Genomic DNA, 22,559 nt, shown 5'->3' on the forward strand with positions numbered 1-22,559 from the left:
GCCGATCAGCCTGCGATTGTAACGGCAGCCAGCGCATCGCAGGCGTGCACGAGCTGCCCACGCGTTGCGCGCGATGCTGCGGCCATGCCCGACATCGCTCCCGTATTCGCCGGTTGGGACGGCAGTGTCACCCAGGCGCGACAGTTGCAGCGGCAGCTGGCACGGCAGGTCGTGTTGCAGGATGCAGTCGCGGCAACGCCGCAGTTGCTGGCCGGATTCGACGTCGGTTTCGAGGACGGCGGCCAGACCACGCGCGCGGCAGCCGTACTGCTGGATGCGCAGACCTTGCTGCCGCTGGAAATGCAGGTGGCACGCGTGGCGACCTCGATGGCATATGTGCCCGGGCTGCTCAGCTTTCGCGAATTGCCGGCCCTGCTGCAGGCGCTGGCGCTGTTGTCGCGCACGCCGGAGCTGGCGTTCGTCGACGGCCAGGGCGTCGCCCATCCGCGCGGGCTCGGCATCGCCGCGCACTTCGGCGTGGTGACCGGGCTGCCCAGCATCGGCGTGGCCAAGCAACGGCTGGCCGGGACCTTCGTGGAGCCGGGTGCCGACCGCGGCGACCACAGCCCGATCCTGCTGGGCGGCACGCAGATCGGCTGGGCACTGCGCAGCAAGCCGCGCTGCAATCCCTTGATCGTCTCGCCCGGTCACCGCGTCTCCATGCAAGGCGCACTCGACTGGACCTTGCGCACCCTGCGTACGTATCGCCTGCCGGAACCGACGCGTCTGGCCGACCGCATCGCCTCCAGTCGTGGTGCGGTCATCCTGCAAGAGATAGGGTCGGGCACATTGTTTTGACTCACGGCTTCGGACGGTCAGAGCGCGCCTTATCTGCGCGCCTTCGGCAGAAACTGCCAGGGCGGCCGAACAGTCCCCCGGGCTGCTCCGCGAACATGCTTGAACCGAAAGTGAGCTAAAAAATCTTCGCTATATCCACTATGGCTGGCAGCGACACCAGCCATGGCTTGGCCAAGTACTCAGGAGCTCGCTTGCTTTCCGTCGGGGGCACGGCCGTCTTACTGGCCCTTGACCTCAATGCCGGTAGGGGAAATAGTGAAAATCACGACATCGTTTAGCGTAATAAAACGATTGGAGAGTCCTCCCAATCCCGTCCCGTCGCTGCAATCGAGCGTACTCATCCCGATGACGGTGTATTGGACATTCCTGTCGATGTTCTGCAAATGACTTTTCGCTCCACCAAGCTTGAGGCACAGCGGCGAGCCACGAAGCTCTTTCAGCAAAAGCGCCTTGACGGCAGGCGACGAATTGAAGGAATAGACCTTTACCACACCAGGAACGCGAGGCCCGCGCGCCTGTGCAGATGGAACCATGGCCATCATGGCGCAAGCACACAATGCCAAACAGAACTTGCTGCGACTTCCCGTTGAAAACGGCATCGGCATTTCTCCAGATCAATGAATTGACAACGTGCACTACAGGCATGCACGCCAGCCTTTGAACGTCACAGCCGTCAAATAGCCGAGTAACGTTATATCTCCAGTCCGTTGGTGCTTGACCTAAAAGTCACCTACCCGTCTCCAAGAACGAAGGTTTTAAATGTGCAGAGACAGTGATTGGTCAGCCTTGCAGGATTGGTAACACGATCGTCTGAAGGCGCCTGCTTCCACACTACGCATACCCTCACGGCCATCGGCAAGGGCCCACGCCTGCCGCAGCTAATGCCAGATGGATTCAGGTATGGGAAGCTACAGGCGACTTCGTCACGAGCCAGCGCCATGACCACCTTGATCGCCCCACGCGTGCACGACATCGGCGGGCTGCAGGTACGGCGCGCGGTTCCCACCCTGCAGGCGCGCAGCGTGGGCCCGTTCGTGTTCGTCGACCATATGGGCCCGGCCGTGCTGGAGCCTGAGCACGGCATCGATGTGCGCCCGCATCCGCACATCGGCCTGGCCACGGTGACCTTCCTGTGGGCGGGCGAGATCGGCCATCGCGACACGCTGGGCTCGGATCAGGTGATTCGCCCCGGCGACGTCAACTGGATGACCGCCGGGCGCGGCATCGCCCATTCCGAGCGTACGCCCGGCCCCGAGCGCGCCCGCGAACACGCGTTGCATGGCATGCAGACCTGGATCGCACTGCCCCGCTCGGCCGAGGAAACCGCGCCGGCGTTCCACCATCACCCCGCAGCCAGCCTGCCGCAGCAGCGCCGCGATGGCGTGTGGCTGCGCGTGATCGCCGGCCGCGCCTATGGCGAGGAATCGCCGGTGCAGGTGTTCAGCGGCACGCTCAATGTGGCGCTGGATCTGGCGCCGGAAGCGGAGATCGATCTGGACACCGGCCACGCCGAGCGCGCCGTGTACATCCTGGAAGGCGAGGCGCAGCTGGACGGCGCCGATGTGCCGGCGCGTCACCTGATCGTGCCTTCGCCCGGCACCCGTGGCCGCCTGCGCGCCAAGACGCCGCTCAAGGCAATGCTGCTCGGCGGCGAGCCGCTGGATGGGCCGCGGCATCTATGGTGGAACTTCGTCTCAAGCTCCCAGCAGCGCATCGAGCGGGCCAAGGAAGACTGGCAGGCTGGCCGCTTCGGCATTATTCCTGGGGACGATCGGGACTTCATTCCACTGCCGGAAACGCCGGCCCCCAAGCCGGTTAATTACCCCTGAAACCATGCGCGAAACGCAGGGTCCTGCACGACCGGTCACCAGGTCTCGTTACGGAAGTGCCGCACTGCACAAGGTGTGCCGCGCGCAGTTGCGACAGGGCTTGAGCTTGCTCTTGCAGCTGTGGTAGTGATGCAGGCGTGAGCGGTACGCGCGTCGTGTGGACGGCAGCCTTCAAGCGGGGAGCTTGAGGCTCTGCAGCGCACGAAGTCGGCGTGTCCCGCATCGTTATCCAATGCCGGGGAACCTTCGATGAAGTCTGCATTCTGCCTTGTCGGCCTGAGTCTGCTGCTGGCCACCACCACCACCGCCCATGCCCAAACCACGCCGGTCTGCCCGCCGCTGCCACCCGCCTCGGGACTGCAGTGGAACGAACTGGCCGGTGCCGATTATCTGGTCTGCAAGGCGGTCAACGCCGAGGGCCGCCAGGTGGTCGGCGTGATGCTGACCACCCGCGACCCCGCCATGGCGCTGGCACGCGATCGCCGCGCCGAAAAGGGCCAGATCCAGCAGGAAGATTTCTACTGGTACAAGCTCGACCTGGGTGGCCGCGAAATACCGGGCATGGAATCTCGCCGCGTCACCGTGGTCGAGCTGGGCAAGAAGCGCTACGCACAGCTCTGGATCGACGGCGCCAGCAGCGAGGAACTCACCTCGATGCAATCGCTGGTGCAGGCGATGGATCTTCAACCTGCCAGCCTGGCGTTGCAGCGCTGATACAACGCCTCTGTCAGTACGGCGTGGTGCTGCGGCAGCACCCTGGCAGCGGGCTGGCTTCCGGCCTGTTGCCCGCTGCGTACAATGGCATCGTGCGCGACGACCGCGACGCCGCGCAGCATCTTTCAACGTGAGTGATCTGCGTCACACGCGCCTCATGCCGGCATCGCCAACGGCGAGTACCACGTGCCCCGCGCGGGCTTCGGCAACCGCGCCTGGCGCCTGAAACCGCCATGTCGCGATTGCAGACCGACCTTGCGAACGCGCCCTCGGCCCACCCGCACGCGACCGACCACAGAGAGTCAGCTGCCGCACGTCGTCGTATCGCCGGGCTCGCTGGCCACTCGCAACCGGCTGTCGATGCGCACCTCGCCGGTCAGCAGCCGATGGATCGGGCGCTTGTCGGCCACGTCCATCAGGCGTGCGCGCCGACCATCGTCCAGCGCGCCTTCCAGCACGATCTCGCGACTGATCTGCGTCCCGCCCGCACCGCGCTGCGTGTAGTGCAGATGCACGTGCACGCCTGTCAGAGGCCACTGCCTGCGCGCCGCCACCATCGACACCGTGATCGCCGTGCAGGCGCCCAGGGCACCCAACACCTGCGATTCCGGATCCGGCCCGGCATCGGCGCCGCCGCTGCCAGGCTGTGCATCGCCGAGCCAGCGGTGTTGCCCTTCGTGGATGGTGACGGTGTATGGCACGTTGCCGGTGCTGACACTGACGAGACCGTCACTCATGACGCTCTCCTGATTCAAGGGTGGCTGACGACAGCTGCCGCTTGGGATTGTGCGCGAACTGCACCCCACCGCGGCTACGCACCATCTGCATCGCGCATGCTGCAGGACGCGCCTGCCGATGCACGCGCGACAGCGCAGCTTTCGCAAACCCGATGCTTCAGAAGCGCCCTTCCTGGAAATCGACGAACGCCTGCATCAGCTCATGCTTGGTGTTCATCACGAATGGGCCGTGCCGCATCACCGGCTCGTTGAGTGGGCGCCCGGCCACCAGGATCAGGCGCGCACCTTCGCCGCCGGCGTGCAGCGTCAGGCGCTCGCCGCCGCCCAGCACCGCCAGCTCCTGCGCCGGCAGACTGCGCGCCGCATCGCCCTCGCCCACTGCCACCGCACCCTCGAAGGCATACGCAAAGGTGTTGTGGCCCTCGGGCAGCAGGTAGTCCCATGCTGCGCCCGCATCCAGGGCGATATCCAGATACACCGGGCTGGTCGCAGGCTGCACGATCGGCCCGACCACCTCGCCCACCGCGCCGGCAATCACCTTGACCGCCACGCCGGGCGCCGGACGCGCCACCGGAATGCGCTCGGGCGCGTACTCCTGGTACTTCGGGTCGGTCATCTTCTCGCGTGCCGACAGGTTCACCCACAGCTGGAAACCGCGCATGCGCCCGGATTCCTGCTCGGGCATTTCCGAGTGGATCAGGCCGCGGCCGGCGGTCATCCACTGCACGCTGCCCGGTGTCAGCAAGCCCTCGTTGCCGTGGTTGTCCTTGTGCCGCATGCGCCCGTCGAGCATGTAGGTCACCGTCTCGAAGCCGCGATGCGGATGGCTCGGAAATCCGGCCAGATAGTCAGCGGCCTGTTCGGTGCCGAACTCGTCCAGCATCAGGAACGGGTCCAGCTCCGGCAATTGCTGGGTGCCGATCACGCGGGTCAGCTTGACGCCGGCGCCGTCGGAGGTGGGCATGCCGCGGATGGTGCGCAGCACATGCGCCGGGGTGGTGAGGGTGCTCATTGCAGTGTCCCTGTGCAGTGTATGGATGACGACATGATGGGTGCGCGTGGCCAAGCACCCAATCGCGACGACTGCAACCGATCGTTCCAAACGCCGGCCTGGCCGCGATGCGGCCAGCTCTGTAAACCCACCACGTTGTTCAGCCGGATGTGGATCCGGGAGATGGGAGGGCGGTGTCCGAGGCTGCCATTGACCGCAGGCTGGCGCGGGGCCCCTTGGCCAATCACTTCCTAGGGGCTCGCATGAAAGGGTTCCGAAGCTGGCTTCGGGGCGCGCGAGCGCTGCTGGCCGGTTCTGCCTGACCGCCGTGGCGCTGCGGGCACACCAGTGCACTATCGAACGTAGTGGTGGCGGTGCTTCTCTTTATCTGATCGCCTATCGGTTCTCCAGCCCGTCCATCGCCCACAAGTTATACAGCTGGACACCACCCACGCCGCGCCGACGTTGACCAACAACGAAGGCCCGGACTGCGTGTCCAACAACAAGCACGTATGGCTAGGGCATCACCTCGCCACCACCCGCCATTGCCGATACCGGGCCCCGGTCAGAGCGGCACTCCGCGCAGATGGGCTACCTGTCCCTGCGCGGCGGGGCTACTGCCGCGGCTGCGCTGCCGCAGTACCGCCGGCATTCAACGCCTGTTGTGCTTGCCTGTTAACAGCCCGTCGTCGCTTCGCACCCGAAAGATTGTCACCAGCCGGGATATCGTTGGAAAGCGCCCTGAACCATGGACGGATTGCCGTATGAATACCTACAGCATTACCGATCGCCAGAGCAATGCGCTGCTCACCGTTGGACATCGGTCGCGCAACCAGACCGGTGACCGCCGAAATCGTGGTTGCCGCTGTCGTCGACTTGACGAACGCTTGCGTGCGTCGGACCAGGCTAGCTCCCACATTCGAAACGGTATGAGCGGCTACGTCAGCCGCGCCACGCCGCTGTGCGCCACTGTCATCGGGTTGCGGATCTTTCAGCGGACTTGCGTTGAAGCCCTGTACTACCGCCTTCACTGCTTGGTTCAGGACGCCGCCTGCACCTGAGACTAGAGAGACTGCCGCTGCAACCCCAGTCCGCATTGATGACAGAGACGTACGCTGTCCAGTATCCGCTAACTGAACCCTTCCAACCTCAAGATCGCGATTCTCCGGTGCCGGGTCGGGGCGCATGTGCCTGGCAAAAAACAACGGTACCTCTACCGCTTGTGCACCTTCCCCGCTGGACGATTGCATCAGCTGCGAAAGCTCCTTTTCGTTATCGGCCTCGGTTAGTCCAGACTCAGCCAGCATCCTCAAGCTCTCCGCCTTCGGTACGGCAATCGTGGAAACTGCTTGACGCGTCGCCATTGCCGCACCGATCAATCCACCCGCAGTCGCAGAGACCGCCAAGCCGAAACCAACTTGCCCAGCTGCACCCAACCTCTCACTGCCAAGCGCAGCCGCTCGTGCGCCAGTGACCGCATCAAAACAAAACTGACCTATTTTTATGTTGCTCGGGCTTCCGATATCAGTAATCTCTTTCTGTTGCCTGACTATCGACTCGCGCAGTTTATCGCCCGCCCCCGGGACCAGAGCATTCATGTCGTTAACGATCTGATCAGGCACCACCGCCCTGGGGTCGACCGCATGAAACTGCCGCGGCAGCAGATTGATGACTGGCCCGATCAATAATTGTCCAAGCAGGTTGCCAGTCGCACCTGCTACCGAACCCGCTCCCAATTGAGCAGCAATCGAAACCGATGTCGAGACCAGCAGGTTCTCATTGGTGGACGGTTCAATCGGAGATTTGTCGAATACGGCACCGGACTGCGGACGCCGCTGCTGTACACGCGCAAGAGCATCGCCTGCGGCCAAGCCGCTATTACGTCCCACCCCGAACGCCATAGACGTGCCTGCCAACCCGACGCGCAATACATCGCGTACGAATGGCACCGCCCGGTCGAGAATATGAGCTGAACCATTGCCGTAATCAATGAGCCGCGCATGAGCCTCAAGCTGTGCGCCAGAATCGCCCAGATCGACGCTCAAAGAATCTTGCAACGGTCTGCTTGAGACCTTTGCTTTCCTGGCCTGTTGCACCGCCTTGGCGGCTGTTTTGAAGACGCTACCAATTGTCGACGTAGTCGGCGCTGTGATGTCCTTCGCGAGCGCAGTTGACGTCTCGACTAGGCTCAAATCACGCAATGAATCAATCGGCCTACGGGGACGCCTACGAAGCCCTTCAGGCCGGGTCGGCTCTTGGGCATGGGTATGAACCTGCTCAGACGTCGCATCTGAGCTGGCACCTGATGTGCTGGCCTCAGCTATGTTCGGTTCGTTGCGATGCGGGACACTTGGATTTTTAATCACTTTCATCTCATTGCTCCTGCGATACCGCTGTGCTCGAAAGTAGTGAGACCAATTGGCGCGCAGCGATCATATCCTCAACCAGCGTCTCAGGTGATGCAGCGTCTGGTTCCAACGCACGAAGCAAAAGCAGACCACCATCTGGATCGCAACCGATCGCCATTCCATGCACAGCAATCAACCCCGACACCTGTCCGAGCAGTGCAAGCAACTCGTCGGCAGAGCACTCCCTCACATTGACACCCATGCTTACCGACATTACCAACCGACTTGTTTGCGCCGGCTCCAGCGCAACGGGGCAAAGGGCGACCTGCTTGCCTTCAAGCAAAAAGCCACCATCCAGTGCAGCCTGATCGGCCGACGCCTCATCCATACCAAGCGCCTGCATGGCCGATCGCATCAGCGTATGGGACCGGGCGAGCAACGCGACTTGCGAGTCGGCACGCATGACGTTCGTATCAAGATGCTGAACCATTGTTTTTTCCTCTGTACTCATGGCTGACTTGGACAACTCTGGATACCTGTGGCACTACGGAGAATCTGAGGTTCTTGCAAAACATCAGAAAATACCCCCCCTTCGAACCTTCCGAGTTCCAGCATCCTGCATGCTGATCGCGCACAAAACGTGCCGTGTAAGACATACTTTCACGGTGTGACTGACTTCAACATCCGCGCCGCAACGGCATGAGTTTCCAGAAAATAATGGAAATTGATAATCGTGGCTTCGTCAGAGTGTTGTTCAAATCAAAAAGCTTGGAAATCGCGCAATTTCTGAGTCTTTTACAGGGCATATCTCATCACAGCCCCAGTGCGCACCACTGCTACAACAGACGAATTCGCAATGCCGTCGCAAGCGCATATCACTGACGACCAGACAGTCCCTGCACCGGAATAGCGGGCAGGGATCAATCCGAGAAGTTTCTGTAGGAACGAGCTTCTTCATTTTCCAATGTGAGCTCTCGGACGGCCTGCTTGCACTTGTTCAAGCTTTGAGCGGCAACAGACGGCAGTTAATTGATGCACCGCCAACGCGAGCGATAAAGTCGTTAACCTATGGCGCGCCTGTCCATACGCTTGTGAAAGGCATGCTCGGGGACTTCTGAGCGGCCACAGCAAGAAGGCCAACTGAATCCTGTAAACGATCCGAGCAATCCTTGACTGATCAAGCATCCTCGCGCCGCAAAAATTCAAGGCAATCACCATAGCTTCTTGCAAAAAAATCCCGCATGCAATCGCGAAATCTCATCTTGAATAGCGAAACAGAAAGCGGACGCATCGCCACCGAAAGAGAGGCGCTATGGCGCGGTAGCCGCCGGCAAACTTTGCGAGCGGGCCATCGACTCCAGGGCGCTCCTCCATTGTCTGCGTGAGTATCGCAACCTCGAGTTTGCGCGAGCGCATCGTGGAACTGGCGCATCGCCATCGCCGCTGTGGCGTGGGAATGATCTATCTCAAACTTCGGCAGGAAGGCCGCATCGTGAACTACAAGCGTGTGGAGCGGCTGTACCGCGAGCAGCAACTGCAAGTGCGGCGCCGCAAACGCAAGAAGGTGCCAACCGGCAAGCGTCAGCCGCTGCTGCGACCAGAGCAGGCCAACCAGGTGTGGTCGATGGACTTCGTGTTCGACCGCACCGCCGAGGGCCGGGCGATCAAGTGCCTGGTGATCGTAGACGATGCAACACACGAAGCGGTCGCCATCGAGGTGGAACGCGCGATCTGCGGCCACGGCGTGGTGCGGGTGCTAGAGCGCCTGGCGCACAGTCGCGGCCTGCCGAAGGTGATCCGCACCGACAACGGTAAGGAGTTTTGTGGCAAGGCAATGGTGGCCTGGGCGCATGGTCGTGGCGTGCAGCCTCGGCTCATCCAGCCCGGCAAGCCGAACCAGAACACCTACGTCGAATCCTTTAACGGCCGGCTATGGGATGAATGCCTCAACGAACATTGGTTCCCAACCCTGCTGCATGCGCGCACCGACATCGAACGGCGGCGACGCGAGTACAACGAAGATTGACCCGAAGAAGCGATCGGCGGCATGACGCCGGCTGCCTATGCCCAAGACCTGGCAAACAGCGAAATCATCAACCGCGGACTCTAAACCCGACGGTTACTCAGAAAGGGGCGTCGCATAAAGAGGCAGTCCCATTGCCCGCAAGCTGCCCTACCCGAGGATTACCGCTCGCACGGGGCGGCCAGCCCGGGCTAAATGCGATGTGGTAAGCTCGATCGCGACGCGGCGCTGGACGATTGCCGTAGAAATCGCAGTGACGTTACTTGGAAAGATGGCTCCATACCTTTGTATTTTATGCCATTTGGTAAGGACTAAAGTTTCCACACTTACGAAGTTAACACATTGACTCATACGTGCGCGGAGAGAGCCTTGGCGCCGGAATTATTCTGGAGGGCTTCATATGCAAGTGTGGTCCAAGTTGGCATGGAGCGCGCTGGCGCTGCTGGCCGCGTTCTGTCTGGGCACCGTGGCATTGCGGCGTGGCGAACACATCAATGCGTTATGGATCGTCGTCGCCGCGGTCTCGATCTACCTGATCGCCTACCGCTTCTATAGCCGGTTCATCGCCGACAAGGTGATGCAGCTGGACGTCACCCGCGCCACGCCCGCGGTGGCCAACAACGACGGCCTGGACTACGTGCCCACCAACAAGCACGTGCTGTTCGGCCATCATTTCGCCGCGATCGCCGGTGCCGGGCCATTGGTCGGCCCGGTGCTTGCCGCGCAGATGGGTTACCTGCCCGGCCTGCTGTGGCTGGTGGTCGGCGTGGTGTTCGCAGGTGCGGTGCAGGACTTCGTGGTGCTGTTCCTGTCCAGCCGCCGCAACGGCCGCTCGCTGGGCGATCTGGTGCGCGAGGAAATGGGCCAGGTGCCCGGCACCCTCGCCCTGTTCGGCGCCTTCCTGATCATGATCATCATCCTGGCGGTGCTGGCGATGGTGGTGGTCAAGGCGCTGGCCGAAAGCCCGTGGGGCATGTTCACCGTCATCGCCACGATGCCCATCGCGATCATGATGGGCGTGTACATGCGCTACATCCGGGTCGGCAGGATCGGCGAGATCTCGGTGGTCGGCCTGATCCTGCTGCTGGGCGCGATCTGGCTGGGCGGCAAGGTCGCCGCCGACCCGACCTGGGGTCCGGCCTTCACCTTCACCGCCAAGCAGATCACCTGGATGTTGATCGGCTACGGCTTCGTCGCCTCGGTATTGCCGGTGTGGCTGCTGCTGGCGCCGCGCGATTACCTGTCCACCTTCCTCAAGATCGGCACCATCCTGGCGCTGGCGATCGGCATCCTGGTGGTCATGCCGGATCTGAAGATGCCGGCACTGACCCAGTTCGCGTCCACCGGCGACGGCCCGGTGTGGAAAGGCGGCATCTTCCCGTTCCTGTTCATCACCATTGCCTGCGGCGCGGTCTCCGGTTTCCATGCGTTGATCGCCTCCGGCACCACGCCCAAGCTGCTCGCCAACGAAGGCCACATGCGCTACATCGGCTACGGCGGCATGCTGATGGAATCGTTCGTGGCGATCATGGCGCTGGTGGCCGCGTCGATCATCGAGCCGGGCATCTACTTCGCCATGAACAGCCCGGCCTCACTGGTCGGCAGCGACACGGTGGCGGTGGCGGCCAAGGTGTCCGAGTGGGGCTTTGCGATCACCCCCGAGGTACTGGAAGCCACGGCGCGCGATATCGGCGAGCACAGCATCCTGGCACGCGCCGGTGGTGCGCCCACCCTGGCGGTAGGCATCGCGCAGATCCTGCACCAGTTGCTGCCGGGCGAAGACACCATGGCGTTCTGGTACCACTTCGCGATCCTGTTCGAAGCCCTGTTCATCCTGACCGCCGTGGACGCCGGCACGCGTGCGGGCCGCTTCATGCTGCAGGACCTGCTGGGCAACTTCATCCCGGCGCTGAAGAAGACCGAATCGTGGGCGGCCAACATCATCGCCACCGCCGGTTGCGTGGCGCTGTGGGGCTATCTGCTCTACACCGGCGTGATCGATCCGTTCGGCGGCATCCAGACGCTGTGGCCGCTGTTCGGCATCTCCAACCAGATGCTGGCCGGGATCGCGCTGATGCTGGGCACGGTGGTGCTGTTCAAGCTGAAGCGCGACCGCTATGCCTGGGTCACCATCGTGCCGGCGCTGTGGCTGTTGCTGTGCACCACCTACGCGGGGCTGATCAAGATCTTCGACAGCAACCCGGCGCAGGGCTTCCTCGCGCAGGCGCACAAGTTCCAGGCGGCCATCGCCAGCAACACCATCACCGCACCGGCCAAGACGGTGCCGCAGATGCAGCAGATCGTCACCAATGCCTACGTCAACACCGGGCTGACGGTGCTGTTCCTGTTCGTGGTGGGCTCGATCCTGATCTATTCGATCAAGACCATTGTGGCGGCGCGCCGCAACCCGCAGCGTAGCGACCGCGAAACCCCGTACGTGGCGTTGCAGCCGCACCAGATGGCGGATCTGTAATGGGCACGCAACTCGTTCTGGCCAGCCAATACCAGGCGCATCGCCGCATCTGGCGGCGCCTGATCCAGGCCGCACGTCTGTGCTGCGGCATTCCCGATTACGACAACTACGTGCGCCACATGCTGGAAAAGCACCCCGACAAACCGGTGATGGACTACCCCACCTTCTTCCGCGAGCGCCAGGACGCGCGTTATGGCGGCAAGAGCGGGTTTCGCTGCTGCTGACCGGATGATCGGATAGGTGGCGAGTCGGAACGCAACAGGGCGCGATGCGAATCGCGCCCTGTTGCGTTGATGGCTTGGGGCTGGTGGCAGGATTCTTGCCCGCCCACCATTGCAGGACACGCCGCAAGTACGTTCCTGTAGGCTCTTACGCGGCATCCATGCCGCGTAAGGTCCCGCGACGGTGGGCGGGCAAGGACCAGTCGAGATGGCAGGTGTGCATGGTTGCAAGCGGTGCATGAGGTGCGTTGGTCGGATCGGTGTGCGTCGACCAGCGTCTCACCACCCCTCTGTCATTGCGGGTCGATTGCACGGTCTGGCCCAGTCGGTTGCAGAACGGGAGGGCTGCGATTGCGCCACCATCGACACTGCGTCCAAGACGTCCTGCCGGCAGCTCTCAGCCAGCGCGTTTTTGCGCCAGCCGCTCGAACAACGCAGGCAGCTCGCGCATATCGTCGAACACCGCCAGCACACCGATGCGACGCAGGGTATCGGCGTGGCCCTGCGGGATATGGCTGGCGCCGGTAAACCCCAGCACCTGCATGCCAGCCGACAATGCGGCAGTGGCACCGGTGGGGCTGTCTTCGATCACCAGGCAGCGCTCCGGCGCAACGCCCAGGGTGCGTGCGGCCAACAGATAGACGTCCGGTGCCGGCTTGGGCCGCTCGACCATATCGGCACTGAAGATGTGCCCCGCCGCGCGTGCGGTGAGCCCCACCCGTTCGACCGAGGCGATCACGTTATGGCGGCGGCTGTTGGAAGCCACCGCCAGCGGCAACGGAATCTGCTCCAACGCGTCGCGCGCCCCGGCAATCGGCTGCACCTGCGCCTTGATCAAGGCTTCGCTACGCGCCTGGATCTGTGCCAGCAAGCTCTCCGGCAGCTTTACCGCAAAATGTTCCTGCACGCGTAGCAATACCTCGCGCGTGGTCTGCCCGAACGTCGTGCCGAGCAACTGCTCCAACGCTTCGGCCGGCACGAAGGCCGCCAGCGCCTCGCGCATCACCCGGTCGGCCAGTATCTCGCTGTCGACGAGCACGCCATCGCAATCGCTGATCAGTAATTCGTAGACCATTGCACCCATCTGCTCGCAAAGCGCCATTATGCCGGCCGTGTTGTGACCGTTGGCTGTGGCGGAGGGCATGCGCGCGTGAGACTCGTCGTGATGCATCGGCGACATGCCGACACCACGACGACAAACGGCCTCAACAAGCGAAACCTGCGGCGCCGGCGTGTCACACAATCTTACCGCGCGTCGTCCGGGCAGCTGGTAGGATCGGTCCGGCTGCGGAAGGACACACCGCAGTGCCACCAGGAATGCGATCAGGAGAAGGAGATTTCGATGCAGACGCGATTCCCCGCCCTGCTCGTTCTTGCGACCTCGTTGTTCGCGGTCTCATGCACCGCCTCGCCCGGTGCCAAGGAGCAAACCACCATGTCAGCTACGCTGCAGGACCACACCGTCGCCTTCCGTGACCCCGGCCTGACCGATATCGCCAACGCCATCGCGCACGGTGATGTCGCCCGAATCCGCGCACTCGCACCGACAGTCGATCTCGCCGCACACGGCAACCAGAACGTCACCTTGCTCGAGTGGGCGATCTGGAACGAACAATCCCGCGCCCTGGCCGCATTGCTCGATGCCGGCGCAGACCCGTCGTTGCCGGGCATGGACCAGGAAACGGTCGTGCATATGGCGGCCATGGCGAAGGATGCGGACTACCTGAACATCCTGCTGCAGCACAAGGCGCCGGTCGATGTGGTCAGCGCGCGCGCAGGCTGGACGCCGCTGTTCCGTGCCGTGCAGAGCAAGCGCGATGCGCAGATCGCGTTGTTGATCCAAGCAGGCGCCGACGTGCAGCGCGTCGACCACACCGGCAACAGCGTGCTGCACCTGGCCGCACAAAGCGGCGCGGCAAGCCCGGCAGTGCTGCAATTGCTCGAGGCCGGGGTAGACCCCACGCTGCGCAACGCGCAACAAAAGACCTTTCAGGCGTATTTCTTCACCACCCCGGACCGCCTGCTCAATGCCGCCGGCCAGCAGGCCAGGTCGGACGTGCGCGCCTGGTTGAGCGCTCACAACATTCCCGTGGAAAGCAGCCGCTAAGCGGGCTTTTCGCACGACGAACGCAAGGAGCCGCGCATGAGCCCGTCAAATCCCTCGTCCACCCCATTCGCAGAGTCGATGCGTGGACAGCAAGCGCAGCCGGAAGACCGCCAGTTCCCGGCGCTGCTGCAAGACCTCTATGCCACTGCCTCGCAGCGACGCGAAGGCGGCGCCGAAACCTTTGCGCCGCTGCCCAACGGCTGGTCGCGCATGGACGACAGCGCGCTGCAACAGGCCGGCATCGACCCAGCCCTGTTGCATGACGCCAAAAGCGGCTTCGATGCCGCGTTCTACCGCAACGGGCAGGGCCAGGTGGTACTCGGCTTCTGCGGCACCGACCAAGGCAAGGACTGGAAGCACAATCTTGGCCAGGGCCTGGGCTTCGACGACGCGCAATACGCGTCTGCCATCCAGCTCGGCAGCCAGGCCAAGCAGGCGTTCGGCGACCAGGTGGTGATCTCGGGGCATTCGCTCGGCGGCGGCCTGGCGGCCGCTTCGGCGATGGTCAACGACATCCCCGCCGTGACCTACAACGCCGCCGGCGTCAACGACCGCACGCTGGAACGCCAGGGCCTGGATGCCTCGGCGGCCAAGGACTACGCCAGCAGCGCGTTGATCCGCGGCTACCACGTCAAGAACGAGATCCTCACCCATCTGCAGGAAGACAGCATTCCACTGAAGTGGGCGATGCCCGATGCGGCCGGCCATCAGATCGAACTGCCGGAACCGGACCCGTTGTCGTTCGGGCAACGCCTGGTGCCGGGCATGATGCTCAGGCATCGGCTGGATCTGCACGGCATGGACTCGGTGATGAAGGCGCAGGAGATGCAATCGCCCGGACAGGCACACGGTACAGGCAGCCAGTTGTTCAACGACGCGGTGCTACGCCTGGACGGCCAGCGCGCACGCCTGGGCCTGCACGACGACACCGCGTTTCTCAACACCGCCGCCAGCGTGGCCGCACGTGCGAGCAACGACGGCCTGCAGCGGATCGACCACCTGGTACTCAATCGCAATGGCGACAGCCTGATCGCGGTGCAAGGCCGCATGGACGATCCCGCGCATCTGCGCAGCCATGTGCAGACGGCGTCCGCATCCAACCAGCCGGCGCAGACCAATGCCAGCCAGTTGCAGCAGCACAATCAGCAGCCGGCGCAACCGGAGGAAGAGCAGCGTCGCGTGATTCAGCAGTAATGCGCACGGCCCGCAAACTCTTGCGGGCCGTATTGCATCGCACGCCTGGGCCGAAGCGAAGCGCTGTCCGTGCGGGATCGTCGTCGGGCCTGCGCAGCGCAGCGTCTGTCAACAGGCTCGCATGTGACTGAGTCGCGACACGGCGTGGCTGACGGAAAACAACACGTCTTCAGACGCGGACAGACGACGCAGAGACGCGGCATGTCCGATGTTACATGCCGCGACACCGGGCAGCGTTCGGCCGGCCGGCGGCTGCATGGCAGGTGTCGCAATCGTGCTCAGTCCATCAACCGGGCATTGCCGATTGCAGCGCTTGCGTTATCCCGCTCCCGCCATCGCGCGCAAGGTGATGCCGACCAGATAGGCCAGATAGGTGCCGGTAGCGTAGCCCATCGTGCCCAGCAGCACGCCGACCGGCGCCAGGGCCGGGTGGAACGCGGCGGCCACCACCGGTGCCGAGGCCGGCCCACCGATATTGGATTGCGAGCCGATCGCGAAATAGAAGAACGGCACCCGCAACAGGCGGCCCAGGCCCCACAGCAACCCGATATGCACCGCGATCCAGATCAGCCCGAGCAGGAACAGCCAGGGCCGGTCCAGCAGCGCCAGCAGGTCCATCTGCATGCCGATGCAGGCGATCAGGAAATACAGCAGCAGTGAACCGATCCTGGAGGCCCCGGCGCCTTCCAGCGTGCGCGCGCGGGTGAGGCTCAGCAGCAGGCCGATGCTGGTCGCCAGCACCACCACCCATACGAACGGGGTGTCCAGGCTGAACTGGCTGGACCAGCGCAGCTTGGCCTTGCACCACGCGGCCAGCGGACTGGCCAGCGCATGCGCCAGCCCGACCCCGCCGAACGCCACCGCCACGATCACCATCAGGTCGGCCAGGCTGGGAATGCGCGCGTGTTCGGCCTGGAACCGCGCCATGCGCTCCTGCAGCGCATCCAGCGCGCGGGTATCGGCACCGCTGCGCGCATCGATGCTGCGCGCGCGCCCGGCCAGGAAGATCAGCGCCGCCATCCACACATAGCCGACGCCCACATCCACCACTGCAAACTGCCCGAAGGTGGTGGCATCCACATCGAACACCTCGCGCATCGCCAGCATGTTGGCGCCACCGCCGATCCAGCTGCCCGCCAGCGCGGCCATGCCGGCCCAGGTATCGCCGGCCACCGTGGCCGGATGCACCCAGCCCATCACCCAGAACGCCACCACCGCGCCCAGCATGATGCTCAGCGATGCGCCCAGGTACATGGCCACCAGCTTGGGCCCCAGCCCCAGGATGGCGCGCAGGTCGATGCTCAGCGTGAGCAGGACCAGCGCGGCCGGCAACAGCACGTCGCGCGCGATCGGGTTGTACAGCCGGGTATGGGCACCGTCGATCAGGCCGACGGTGTTGTAGATGCCCGGCAGCAGGTAACACAGCAGCAGCGCCGGCACCACGGCATAGAAGCGTCGCCATAGCCCCTGCTCGCGCGAGGAGGTCCAGAACACCGCCCCCAAGGTGGCGGCGATCAGGCCGAAGACCACGATATCGTTTTGGATCAAGGCGGAACCGGCGACATTCACTGGAGGCGACATTCTCGACTAGGGGCCGCCAGGGTGCGGATCGCAACAAGAATGGCCGATCGCCCGCGTCCAGTCGACTGGACCTGCGGGCAAACCCCGGCGTGCCTGCAAGGATGTCGGCTGACGCACTGGGCCTGGTCGCAAGGATGTCGGCTGACGCACTGGGCCTGGTCGCCGGGTGGCGCGGCCGGTCTCCTGGCCGGGCGGATCGTCGGCATTTCCGACGCGATCCCTGCAAGGGGCCGCTCGGTCAGCCGTAGCGGCGTACCACGCGCTCGCCTTCGGCGGTCTTCAACACCACGCCGCTGGGCTGGCCGGTGGTCAGGCAATGCAGCTTGGCCATCAATTCGGCATTTTCCAGCGCGCCCTGCTCACGCAGATAACGCAGCGGCGACCACTGCGGCCGGGTCACCCACCAACCGCCCTGCTCGGGATGAATACGCACAACATAACGGAACTCGTCCATCAGGGCCTCCGGCCGGCAGATGCAGTGATACGACGACGGCAGTGGGCGGCGCGGAATGACGCAGCGCACCGGCGATGGGAGCGCCGGGGTCCCGTTCGGGATGCCGGCATGCCCTTACTCAAGGGGCCGCGGGAGAGTGGCCTGGGGCCCCGCGTCCGGCATAGCCAGCATGTCTTTTTGCTAATGCCAACGCCGTCGGGCGGACACTGGCATGAAGGTAGGAAAATTCTTACGTGACACCAATCCAAGCTGGCGCTAAATTCGCGCTCGAGCGGCGAACAGACGTCGCAGCTGGCCGTCAACGGGCGCAGACGGCGCGGGGGAATTCGTCGCTCTTGGAGATGCCTCGGGGGAGGGGTCGCATGCATCTGCTCAGGAAGTTCCAGTTTCCGGTCAAGACCGCGATGGTGGTGGGCTATGTCCTGGTGATCAGGGAAGCGCTCGTGCTGTGGTCGTGAGACGACCCTGCCGGCAGCCTGCCAGATAGCGCGTCACGGCACCCGTCACGGTGTCTCAATCCGCATCCACCCAGCCACGCTGTTGCGCTGCGACCAGATCGGCGGGCGTGTCCACGTCCAGCGCCAGCGCCGGGGCGCTGACGCAGCCCAGGGTCTGCACGTCCAGGCCGGCGAACATGCCGCGCAGGCCGCTGTCGCCGTGGAGCGGCACGTCGGCCCAGGCCGCGTGGGTGACCACTGCGGGGATGCCGCGCACACCGGCGTAGCCGCTGGTGGCGCATCCGGATGCGGCGCGGTCGGCCTCTTCCAGCAAGGCGCGCAGATGCGGCGTGTCCAACGCGGGCTGGTCGCACCCCAGGATCAGGCTGCGCCGTAGCGACGTATCGTCCTGCACATGCTGGCGCAGCGCCGCCAGGCTGGAGCCCATGCCGGCAGCCCAGTCGGCGTGACCTAACACTTCCACGTCCAGGCCTTGCAGGACCTCGGTCAACGCGTCGGCATCGGCGCCCAGCACCACCACGCAGCGGCGCGGCGCCGTCTGCAGCGCGATGCGCGCGAAACGCCGCAACAACGGCTCGCCGTCGCGCAGCAGCAATTGTTTGGAACGCCCCAGCCGACGTCCTGCACCCGCGGCGAGCAGCAGCGCAACGTGATCGCTGCTCATGCGTCCGATGCCATCGCGCGCGGCGAACGATGCCGCAGTGCGGGAAGCACCGGACACGCTTCAACAAGCGCCCGGCTCGCGTCGAAACGACCGGCAATGACTGGCGGCGGCAATCGCGCTGCGTCGCCGGAGACGTCGTCGTAGTGATCAAGTAATTCGGTCATGGCGACGTGGTGTGCATATTGAAGATGCGCCAGCCTAAAGAGGTAACTGTGCGCGCCAAGTGACTAAATCCGGCGCATTACCCGATCCAGTCATGGGGGCTCGTCTACGCCTGCAAGACGACTGGCATGCATTGCCTTGCCACGGCGGCACGACGAGGACATGCAGGGCTGCGATGGCACTGCAACAACGATGGCAGCGATCGATTTCCCGCGCTGGACGGCGCGGTTACCGCAGCGAAAAGGCGTAAAGGCAAATACCTGACTTAAAATGCATATCAAAAATGACTTTTCCCACACACCAGCCCTTTTCAGCCAGGACACATCACCCGCAGCCACCTACCAGCGCTGTCATCGACTGCACAGTGACATTCACATCGAAGTTAATCCGAACGCGCAATCGAAGCCCTGCCCGTTCGCATGGCGGCACGGCCTGGAGCGGCTAACGAAACGTAGCGAGCAGTGGCCAGGCGGCTGGCGGAGGGTGCCTGGCGCATGGCAACCACAATGGACGAGCGGCCGGTGCCGATCCCCGCACCGGCCGCGCCCGCCCGGTGGCGATCGCGGTCGTCTTGATGACCGTTCTTAACCAGCCAACGCAGCAGCAGCCTGCCCATCGGCGACTGCCTGGGTGGCTTCGGCAATGATGCCCAGTGCAATCGTGTGCGGGGAGGAGCGCCCCATGCGCCAGCCTGCCGGCAGTCGCAGTCTGGCCAGGGCGGCATCGTCATGGCCGAGCGCACGCAGCGCCTGCAGGCGTGCCTCCCGCTTCTGGCGACTGCCCAGGATGCCGATGCAGGCAGCCCTGGAGGCAAGCCCCCGGCAGGCGACCTGCAGGTCGCTGTCGCCGTCGTGCGCCAGGCTGTACAGCGCGGTGTCCGCATCCAACTGCAGATCCTGCAGCGCGTCGCCCAACGCGCGGCGATCGTAATGGTCCGCGGCCAAGCCGGGCGGTGGTTCGCTGGGACCATGCGGCCGCAGCACCCGCACCTCGATGCCCATCTGGCTGGCCAGCGACAGCAGCACCAGCAGCGCAGGATCGGCACCGACCAGCACCAGCCGCAGCGGCGGCCGGTGCGTACGCAGGAATTCGTCGGGACGCAGGTCCTGGGTGCTGACCGGGTAACGGACGGCGCCGGTGCTCCGATCCAGCGCGACATGGAACGGGCGCCGATGCTGGCGCGCATTGCGCCAGCGCGCCAGATGCCCGCCCAAATCTTGGACCGGCCAGACCAGCACGCCGATACGGCCGCCGCAGCTGAGCTGGATGTCCAGCACCTGGCTGCCTTCGCCGTAGTCCAGCCAGCGCGGCATGCCGTCGCGCAAGGCGGCGATGGCCTCGTGCGCCACTGCCGCTTCCACGCAGCCGCCGGAGACGTAGCCGGCCACCCGGCCATCGGCGCTGATGGCCATCTCGCTTCCCAATGGGCGCGGCGAGGAGCCTTGCACGTCGATCAGCGTGGCAATGGCCACGCGCTGCCCCGCCCGATGCCAGGCGGTCAGCGTGGGCAGCAGGTCATCGTGCAGCGCATAGCTCGGCCATGCCGGCCACGCCGGCTCGGCCGGCGCCGCATGCGTGACCGGGGCCACCACTGCACTCACGCGCGCAGCACCTCGGGCAGATGCGGCAGCAGCTTGTCCAGCGTCACCGGGTAATCGCGGACGCGCACGCCGGTGGCGTTGTAGACCGCATTGGCGATCGCCGCGGCCACCCCGCAGATGCCCAGCTCGCCGACACCCTTGGCCTTCATCGGCGACGACATCGGGTCGCTTTCTTCCAGGAAGACCACGTCCTGATGCGGGATGTCCGCATGCACCGGCACTTCGTAACCGGCCAGGTCGTGATTGACGAAGAAGCCCAGCCGCTTGTCCACCGCCAACTCTTCCATCAGTGCCGCACCCGCGCCCATGGTCATGCCGCCGATGACCTGGCTGCGCGCAGACTTGGGATTGAGGATGCGCCCTGCCGCGCACACCGCGAGCATGCGGCGGATGCGCACCTCGGCGGTGGCCACATCCACGCCGACTTCGACAAAGTGCGCGCCAAAGGTGGATAGCTGATGCGTCTTGGAAAGCTCGCCGAACTCGATCTTGTCCTCCACCACCAGGGCGCCATTGACCGCGGCATCACCGAGCGCGATGCGCTTGCCGCCGGCACGCACATGGCTGTCGGCGAATTCGGCCTTGGCCGGGTCCAGCCCCAACTGCTTGGCCACGGCTTCGCGCAGTTCCACTGCCGCGGCATACACACCGGCAGTGGAACTGTTCGCACCCCACTGGCCGCCGGAACCGGCCGAGGCAGGAAAGCTGGAATCGCCCAGGCGCACGTCCACCCAATCCAGCGGCACGCCCATCATCTCCGCAGCGGTCTGCGCAATGATGGTGTAGGAGCCGGTGCCGATATCGGTCATGTCGGTTTCCACCACCACCCGGCCGCCCTGCTCCAGTCGCATGCGTGCGCCGGAGGTCATCACCGGCGCATTGCGGAACGCGGCCGCCACGCCCATGCCGACCAACCAGCGCCCATCGCGGTTGCTGGCCGGCTTGGCCTTGCGCCTGGACCAGTCGAAACGCTTTGCGCCGTCTTCCAGGCACTTGACCAACTGGCGCTGCGAGAACGGACGCTGCGGGTTTTCCGGATCCACCTGGGTGTCGTTGACGATACGGAACCTGACCGGATCCATGGCCAGCTTCTCGGCCATCTCGTCCATGGCCACTTCCAGTGCCATCAGGCCCGGCGCCTCGCCCGGCGCGCGCATCGCGTTGCCCTCGGGCAGATCGAGCACGGCCAGGCGCGTGGAGATCAACCGATTGGCGCCGGCGTACAGCAACTGGGTCTGCGCGGCCGCGATTTCCGGGCCGCCCTCGGGCAGGTCGCCGGACCAGCTCTCGTGGGCGATCGCGGTGATCTTGCCATCGCGCTGTGCACCGATACGGATGCGCTGCACGGTGGCCGGGCGGTGCGTGGCGTTGTTGAAGATCAGCGGCCGCGGCAGCATCACCTTGACCGGGCGTCCGACCTGACGCGCGGCCAGGGCGGCGAGCACTGCATCGGCACGCAGGAACAGCTTGCCGCCGAAGCCGCCACCGATGTACGGCGACATCAGACGCACGTTGTCGCGCGGGATGCCCAGCGTCTTGGCCAGATCGCCCGCGCCCCAGTCGATCATCTGATTGGAGGTCCACACGCTCAGCTTGTCGCCTTCCCACATCGCGATCGACGCGTGCGGCTCCATCATCGCGTGCGAATGATCGGGCGTGGTGTATTCGGCATCCAGCTGCACCGGCGCGGCCGCGAAGGCGCTATCGAAGTTGCCCACCGCACTGTTCGGCGCCCCGCCCTCCTCGGTGACCTTGGCGCCATCGCGGGCCTTTTCCAGATCGTAGGCGCCGACCTGGCGACCGTAGTCGACCTTGATCAGCTGACCTGCGGCGCGTGCCTGCTCGAAGGTCTCGGCAACCACCACCGCAATGGCCTGGTGGTAATGCTGGATCTCCGGGCCGCCGAGCAGCTTGGCCGTGTTGCGCTTGCCCTTCTGCAACTTGCCTGCATTCTGCGCGGTGACGATGCCGAGCACGCCCGGCGCGTTGCGCGCAGCGCTCAGATCGATGCTGCGAATGCTGCCCTTGGAGATGCCGGCGCCAACGATATGGCCGTAGGCGGCACGGCCTGGCAGATCGTGATGCTCGTACGCGTACGGTGCCTGCCCGGTGGTCTTGAGCGGACCGTCGATACGATCGACCGGCTTGCCGACCACCTTGAGCTGGTCGATGGGATTGGTACTGGCGGGAGTGTCGAATTTCAT

19 protein-coding genes and 1 pseudogene are annotated in these 22,559 nt (G+C 64.5%); 8 read left to right on the plus strand and 12 right to left on the minus strand.

Annotated features, from left to right (window positions below; translation table 11 throughout):
- Positions 1 to 84: 84 nt before the first annotated feature.
- Entirely contained in the window at positions 85 to 798 is a 714-nt protein-coding gene (gene nfi / locus XarbCFBP7408_RS13330; RefSeq protein WP_104563356.1) for a deoxyribonuclease V, read from the plus strand.
- Between the two features lie 218 nt (positions 799 to 1,016).
- On the opposite strand, the gene XarbCFBP7408_RS13335 is transcribed toward nfi, so the two are convergent.
- Positions 1,017 to 1,397 (minus strand): hypothetical protein, encoded by a 381-nt coding sequence (locus tag XarbCFBP7408_RS13335; protein ID WP_146093769.1) that lies wholly within the window; start codon positions 1,395 to 1,397, stop codon positions 1,017 to 1,019.
- A gap of 339 nt (positions 1,398 to 1,736) precedes the next feature.
- On the opposite strand from XarbCFBP7408_RS13335, the gene XarbCFBP7408_RS13340 reads away from it, so the two are divergent.
- Positions 1,737 to 2,627: a pirin family protein gene (locus XarbCFBP7408_RS13340; RefSeq protein ID WP_104563358.1), complete on the plus strand. Its 891-nt coding sequence runs from the start codon at positions 1,737 to 1,739 to the stop codon at positions 2,625 to 2,627.
- 249 nt (positions 2,628 to 2,876) lie between these two features.
- Positions 2,877 to 3,341, plus strand: coding sequence for a hypothetical protein (locus XarbCFBP7408_RS13345; protein ID WP_104563359.1), 465 nt, complete (start codon positions 2,877 to 2,879; stop codon positions 3,339 to 3,341).
- A 302-nt stretch (positions 3,342 to 3,643) separates the two neighbouring features.
- On the opposite strand, the gene XarbCFBP7408_RS13350 is transcribed toward XarbCFBP7408_RS13345, so the two are convergent.
- From XarbCFBP7408_RS13350 to XarbCFBP7408_RS13365, 4 genes are all read right to left on the minus strand, one after another.
- Positions 3,644 to 4,078 (minus strand): OsmC family protein, encoded by a 435-nt coding sequence (locus tag XarbCFBP7408_RS13350; protein WP_104563360.1) that lies wholly within the window; start codon positions 4,076 to 4,078, stop codon positions 3,644 to 3,646.
- Between the two features lie 157 nt (positions 4,079 to 4,235).
- On the minus strand, positions 4,236 to 5,090 hold the full coding sequence (locus tag XarbCFBP7408_RS13355; protein ID WP_104563361.1) for a pirin family protein: 855 nt from the start codon (positions 5,088 to 5,090) through the stop codon (positions 4,236 to 4,238).
- Between the two features lie 593 nt (positions 5,091 to 5,683).
- On the minus strand, positions 5,684 to 7,441 hold the full coding sequence (locus tag XarbCFBP7408_RS13360; protein WP_258072123.1) for a hypothetical protein: 1,758 nt from the start codon (positions 7,439 to 7,441) through the stop codon (positions 5,684 to 5,686).
- 1 nt (position 7,442) lies between these two features.
- The gene (locus XarbCFBP7408_RS13365; protein ID WP_258072124.1) at positions 7,443 to 7,943 is read right to left on the minus strand and encodes a hypothetical protein; all 501 of its coding nucleotides are present in this window, start codon (positions 7,941 to 7,943) and stop codon (positions 7,443 to 7,445) included.
- An 854-nt stretch (positions 7,944 to 8,797) separates the two neighbouring features.
- Between XarbCFBP7408_RS13365 and XarbCFBP7408_RS13370 the strand changes: the two are divergent.
- The 3 genes and pseudogenes from XarbCFBP7408_RS13370 to XarbCFBP7408_RS13380 all read left to right on the plus strand — a co-directional run.
- Positions 8,798 to 9,527, plus strand: a pseudogene (locus tag XarbCFBP7408_RS13370) (IS3 family transposase); the annotation flags it as partial.
- Positions 9,528 to 9,840: 313 nt separating this feature from the next.
- Positions 9,841 to 11,913: a carbon starvation CstA family protein gene (locus XarbCFBP7408_RS13375; protein WP_104563362.1), complete on the plus strand. Its 2,073-nt coding sequence runs from the start codon at positions 9,841 to 9,843 to the stop codon at positions 11,911 to 11,913.
- Positions 11,913 to 12,137 carry a YbdD/YjiX family protein gene (locus XarbCFBP7408_RS13380; protein WP_104563363.1) on the plus strand — a complete coding sequence of 75 codons (225 nt, stop codon included), beginning with the start codon at positions 11,913 to 11,915 and terminating at the stop codon, positions 12,135 to 12,137. The genes XarbCFBP7408_RS13375 and XarbCFBP7408_RS13380 overlap by 1 nt, the downstream gene beginning before the upstream one ends.
- A gap of 394 nt (positions 12,138 to 12,531) precedes the next feature.
- On the opposite strand, the gene XarbCFBP7408_RS13385 is transcribed toward XarbCFBP7408_RS13380, so the two are convergent.
- Positions 12,532 to 13,236, minus strand: coding sequence for an HAD family hydrolase (locus tag XarbCFBP7408_RS13385; RefSeq protein WP_181107018.1), 705 nt, complete (start codon positions 13,234 to 13,236; stop codon positions 12,532 to 12,534).
- Positions 13,237 to 13,476: 240 nt separating this feature from the next.
- Between XarbCFBP7408_RS13385 and XarbCFBP7408_RS13390 the strand changes: the two genes are divergently transcribed.
- Positions 13,477 to 14,241, plus strand: coding sequence for an ankyrin repeat domain-containing protein (locus XarbCFBP7408_RS13390; protein ID WP_181107016.1), 765 nt, complete (start codon positions 13,477 to 13,479; stop codon positions 14,239 to 14,241).
- 36 nt (positions 14,242 to 14,277) lie between these two features.
- Entirely contained in the window at positions 14,278 to 15,435 is a 1,158-nt protein-coding gene (locus XarbCFBP7408_RS13395) for an XVIPCD domain-containing protein (RefSeq protein ID WP_104563365.1), read from the plus strand.
- A 318-nt stretch (positions 15,436 to 15,753) separates the two neighbouring features.
- On the opposite strand, the gene XarbCFBP7408_RS13400 is transcribed toward XarbCFBP7408_RS13395, so the two are convergent.
- The 6 genes from XarbCFBP7408_RS13400 to paoC form a co-directional block, all read right to left on the minus strand.
- Entirely contained in the window at positions 15,754 to 17,004 is a 1,251-nt protein-coding gene (locus XarbCFBP7408_RS13400) for a DUF819 domain-containing protein (RefSeq protein WP_181107020.1), read from the minus strand.
- A gap of 250 nt (positions 17,005 to 17,254) precedes the next feature.
- Positions 17,255 to 17,470: a hypothetical protein gene (locus tag XarbCFBP7408_RS13405; RefSeq protein ID WP_102596840.1), complete on the minus strand. Its 216-nt coding sequence runs from the start codon at positions 17,468 to 17,470 to the stop codon at positions 17,255 to 17,257.
- Between the two features lie 513 nt (positions 17,471 to 17,983).
- Positions 17,984 to 18,592 carry a nucleotidyltransferase family protein gene (locus XarbCFBP7408_RS13410; protein WP_104563386.1) on the minus strand — a complete coding sequence of 203 codons (609 nt, stop codon included), beginning with the start codon at positions 18,590 to 18,592 and terminating at the stop codon, positions 17,984 to 17,986.
- Positions 18,589 to 18,756 carry a hypothetical protein gene (locus XarbCFBP7408_RS22775; protein ID WP_181107014.1) on the minus strand — a complete coding sequence of 56 codons (168 nt, stop codon included), beginning with the start codon at positions 18,754 to 18,756 and terminating at the stop codon, positions 18,589 to 18,591. Before XarbCFBP7408_RS22775 ends, XarbCFBP7408_RS13410 begins: the two co-directional genes overlap by 4 nt.
- A gap of 582 nt (positions 18,757 to 19,338) precedes the next feature.
- Positions 19,339 to 20,355 carry an XdhC family protein gene (locus XarbCFBP7408_RS13415; protein ID WP_104563367.1) on the minus strand — a complete coding sequence of 339 codons (1,017 nt, stop codon included), beginning with the start codon at positions 20,353 to 20,355 and terminating at the stop codon, positions 19,339 to 19,341.
- Positions 20,352 to 22,559, minus strand: a complete 2,208-nt coding sequence (paoC, locus tag XarbCFBP7408_RS13420) for an aldehyde oxidoreductase molybdenum-binding subunit PaoC (RefSeq protein ID WP_104563368.1) — start codon at positions 22,557 to 22,559, stop codon at positions 20,352 to 20,354. Before paoC ends, XarbCFBP7408_RS13415 begins: the two co-directional genes overlap by 4 nt.

Origin of the sequence: Xanthomonas arboricola pv. guizotiae, from assembly GCF_002940205.1 — a bacterium.
Taxonomy (GTDB): Bacteria; Pseudomonadota; Gammaproteobacteria; order Xanthomonadales; family Xanthomonadaceae; genus Xanthomonas; species Xanthomonas arboricola_C.

Coding starts and splice junctions, on each gene's coding strand:
- XarbCFBP7408_RS22775 (WP_181107014.1), bottom strand. CDS start 18,756: ATGACCGAATTACTTGATCACTACGACGACGTCTCCGGCGACGCAGCG.
- nfi (WP_104563356.1), top strand. CDS start 85: ATGCCCGACATCGCTCCCGTATTCGCCGGTTGGGACGGCAGTGTCACC.
- XarbCFBP7408_RS13410 (WP_104563386.1), bottom strand. CDS start 18,592: ATGAGCAGCGATCACGTTGCGCTGCTGCTCGCCGCGGGTGCAGGACGT.
- XarbCFBP7408_RS13390 (WP_181107016.1), top strand. CDS start 13,477: ATGCAGACGCGATTCCCCGCCCTGCTCGTTCTTGCGACCTCGTTGTTC.
- XarbCFBP7408_RS13340 (WP_104563358.1), top strand. CDS start 1,737: ATGACCACCTTGATCGCCCCACGCGTGCACGACATCGGCGGGCTGCAG.
- XarbCFBP7408_RS13375 (WP_104563362.1), top strand. CDS start 9,841: ATGCAAGTGTGGTCCAAGTTGGCATGGAGCGCGCTGGCGCTGCTGGCC.
- XarbCFBP7408_RS13345 (WP_104563359.1), top strand. CDS start 2,877: ATGAAGTCTGCATTCTGCCTTGTCGGCCTGAGTCTGCTGCTGGCCACC.
- XarbCFBP7408_RS13335 (WP_146093769.1), bottom strand. CDS start 1,397: ATGCCGTTTTCAACGGGAAGTCGCAGCAAGTTCTGTTTGGCATTGTGT.
- XarbCFBP7408_RS13385 (WP_181107018.1), bottom strand. CDS start 13,236: ATGGCGCTTTGCGAGCAGATGGGTGCAATGGTCTACGAATTACTGATC.
- paoC (WP_104563368.1), bottom strand. CDS start 22,559: ATGAAATTCGACACTCCCGCCAGTACCAATCCCATCGACCAGCTCAAG.
- XarbCFBP7408_RS13405 (WP_102596840.1), bottom strand. CDS start 17,470: ATGGACGAGTTCCGTTATGTTGTGCGTATTCATCCCGAGCAGGGCGGT.
- XarbCFBP7408_RS13350 (WP_104563360.1), bottom strand. CDS start 4,078: ATGAGTGACGGTCTCGTCAGTGTCAGCACCGGCAACGTGCCATACACC.
- XarbCFBP7408_RS13360 (WP_258072123.1), bottom strand. CDS start 7,441: ATGAAAGTGATTAAAAATCCAAGTGTCCCGCATCGCAACGAACCGAAC.
- XarbCFBP7408_RS13355 (WP_104563361.1), bottom strand. CDS start 5,090: ATGAGCACCCTCACCACCCCGGCGCATGTGCTGCGCACCATCCGCGGC.
- XarbCFBP7408_RS13395 (WP_104563365.1), top strand. CDS start 14,278: ATGAGCCCGTCAAATCCCTCGTCCACCCCATTCGCAGAGTCGATGCGT.
- XarbCFBP7408_RS13380 (WP_104563363.1), top strand. CDS start 11,913: ATGGGCACGCAACTCGTTCTGGCCAGCCAATACCAGGCGCATCGCCGC.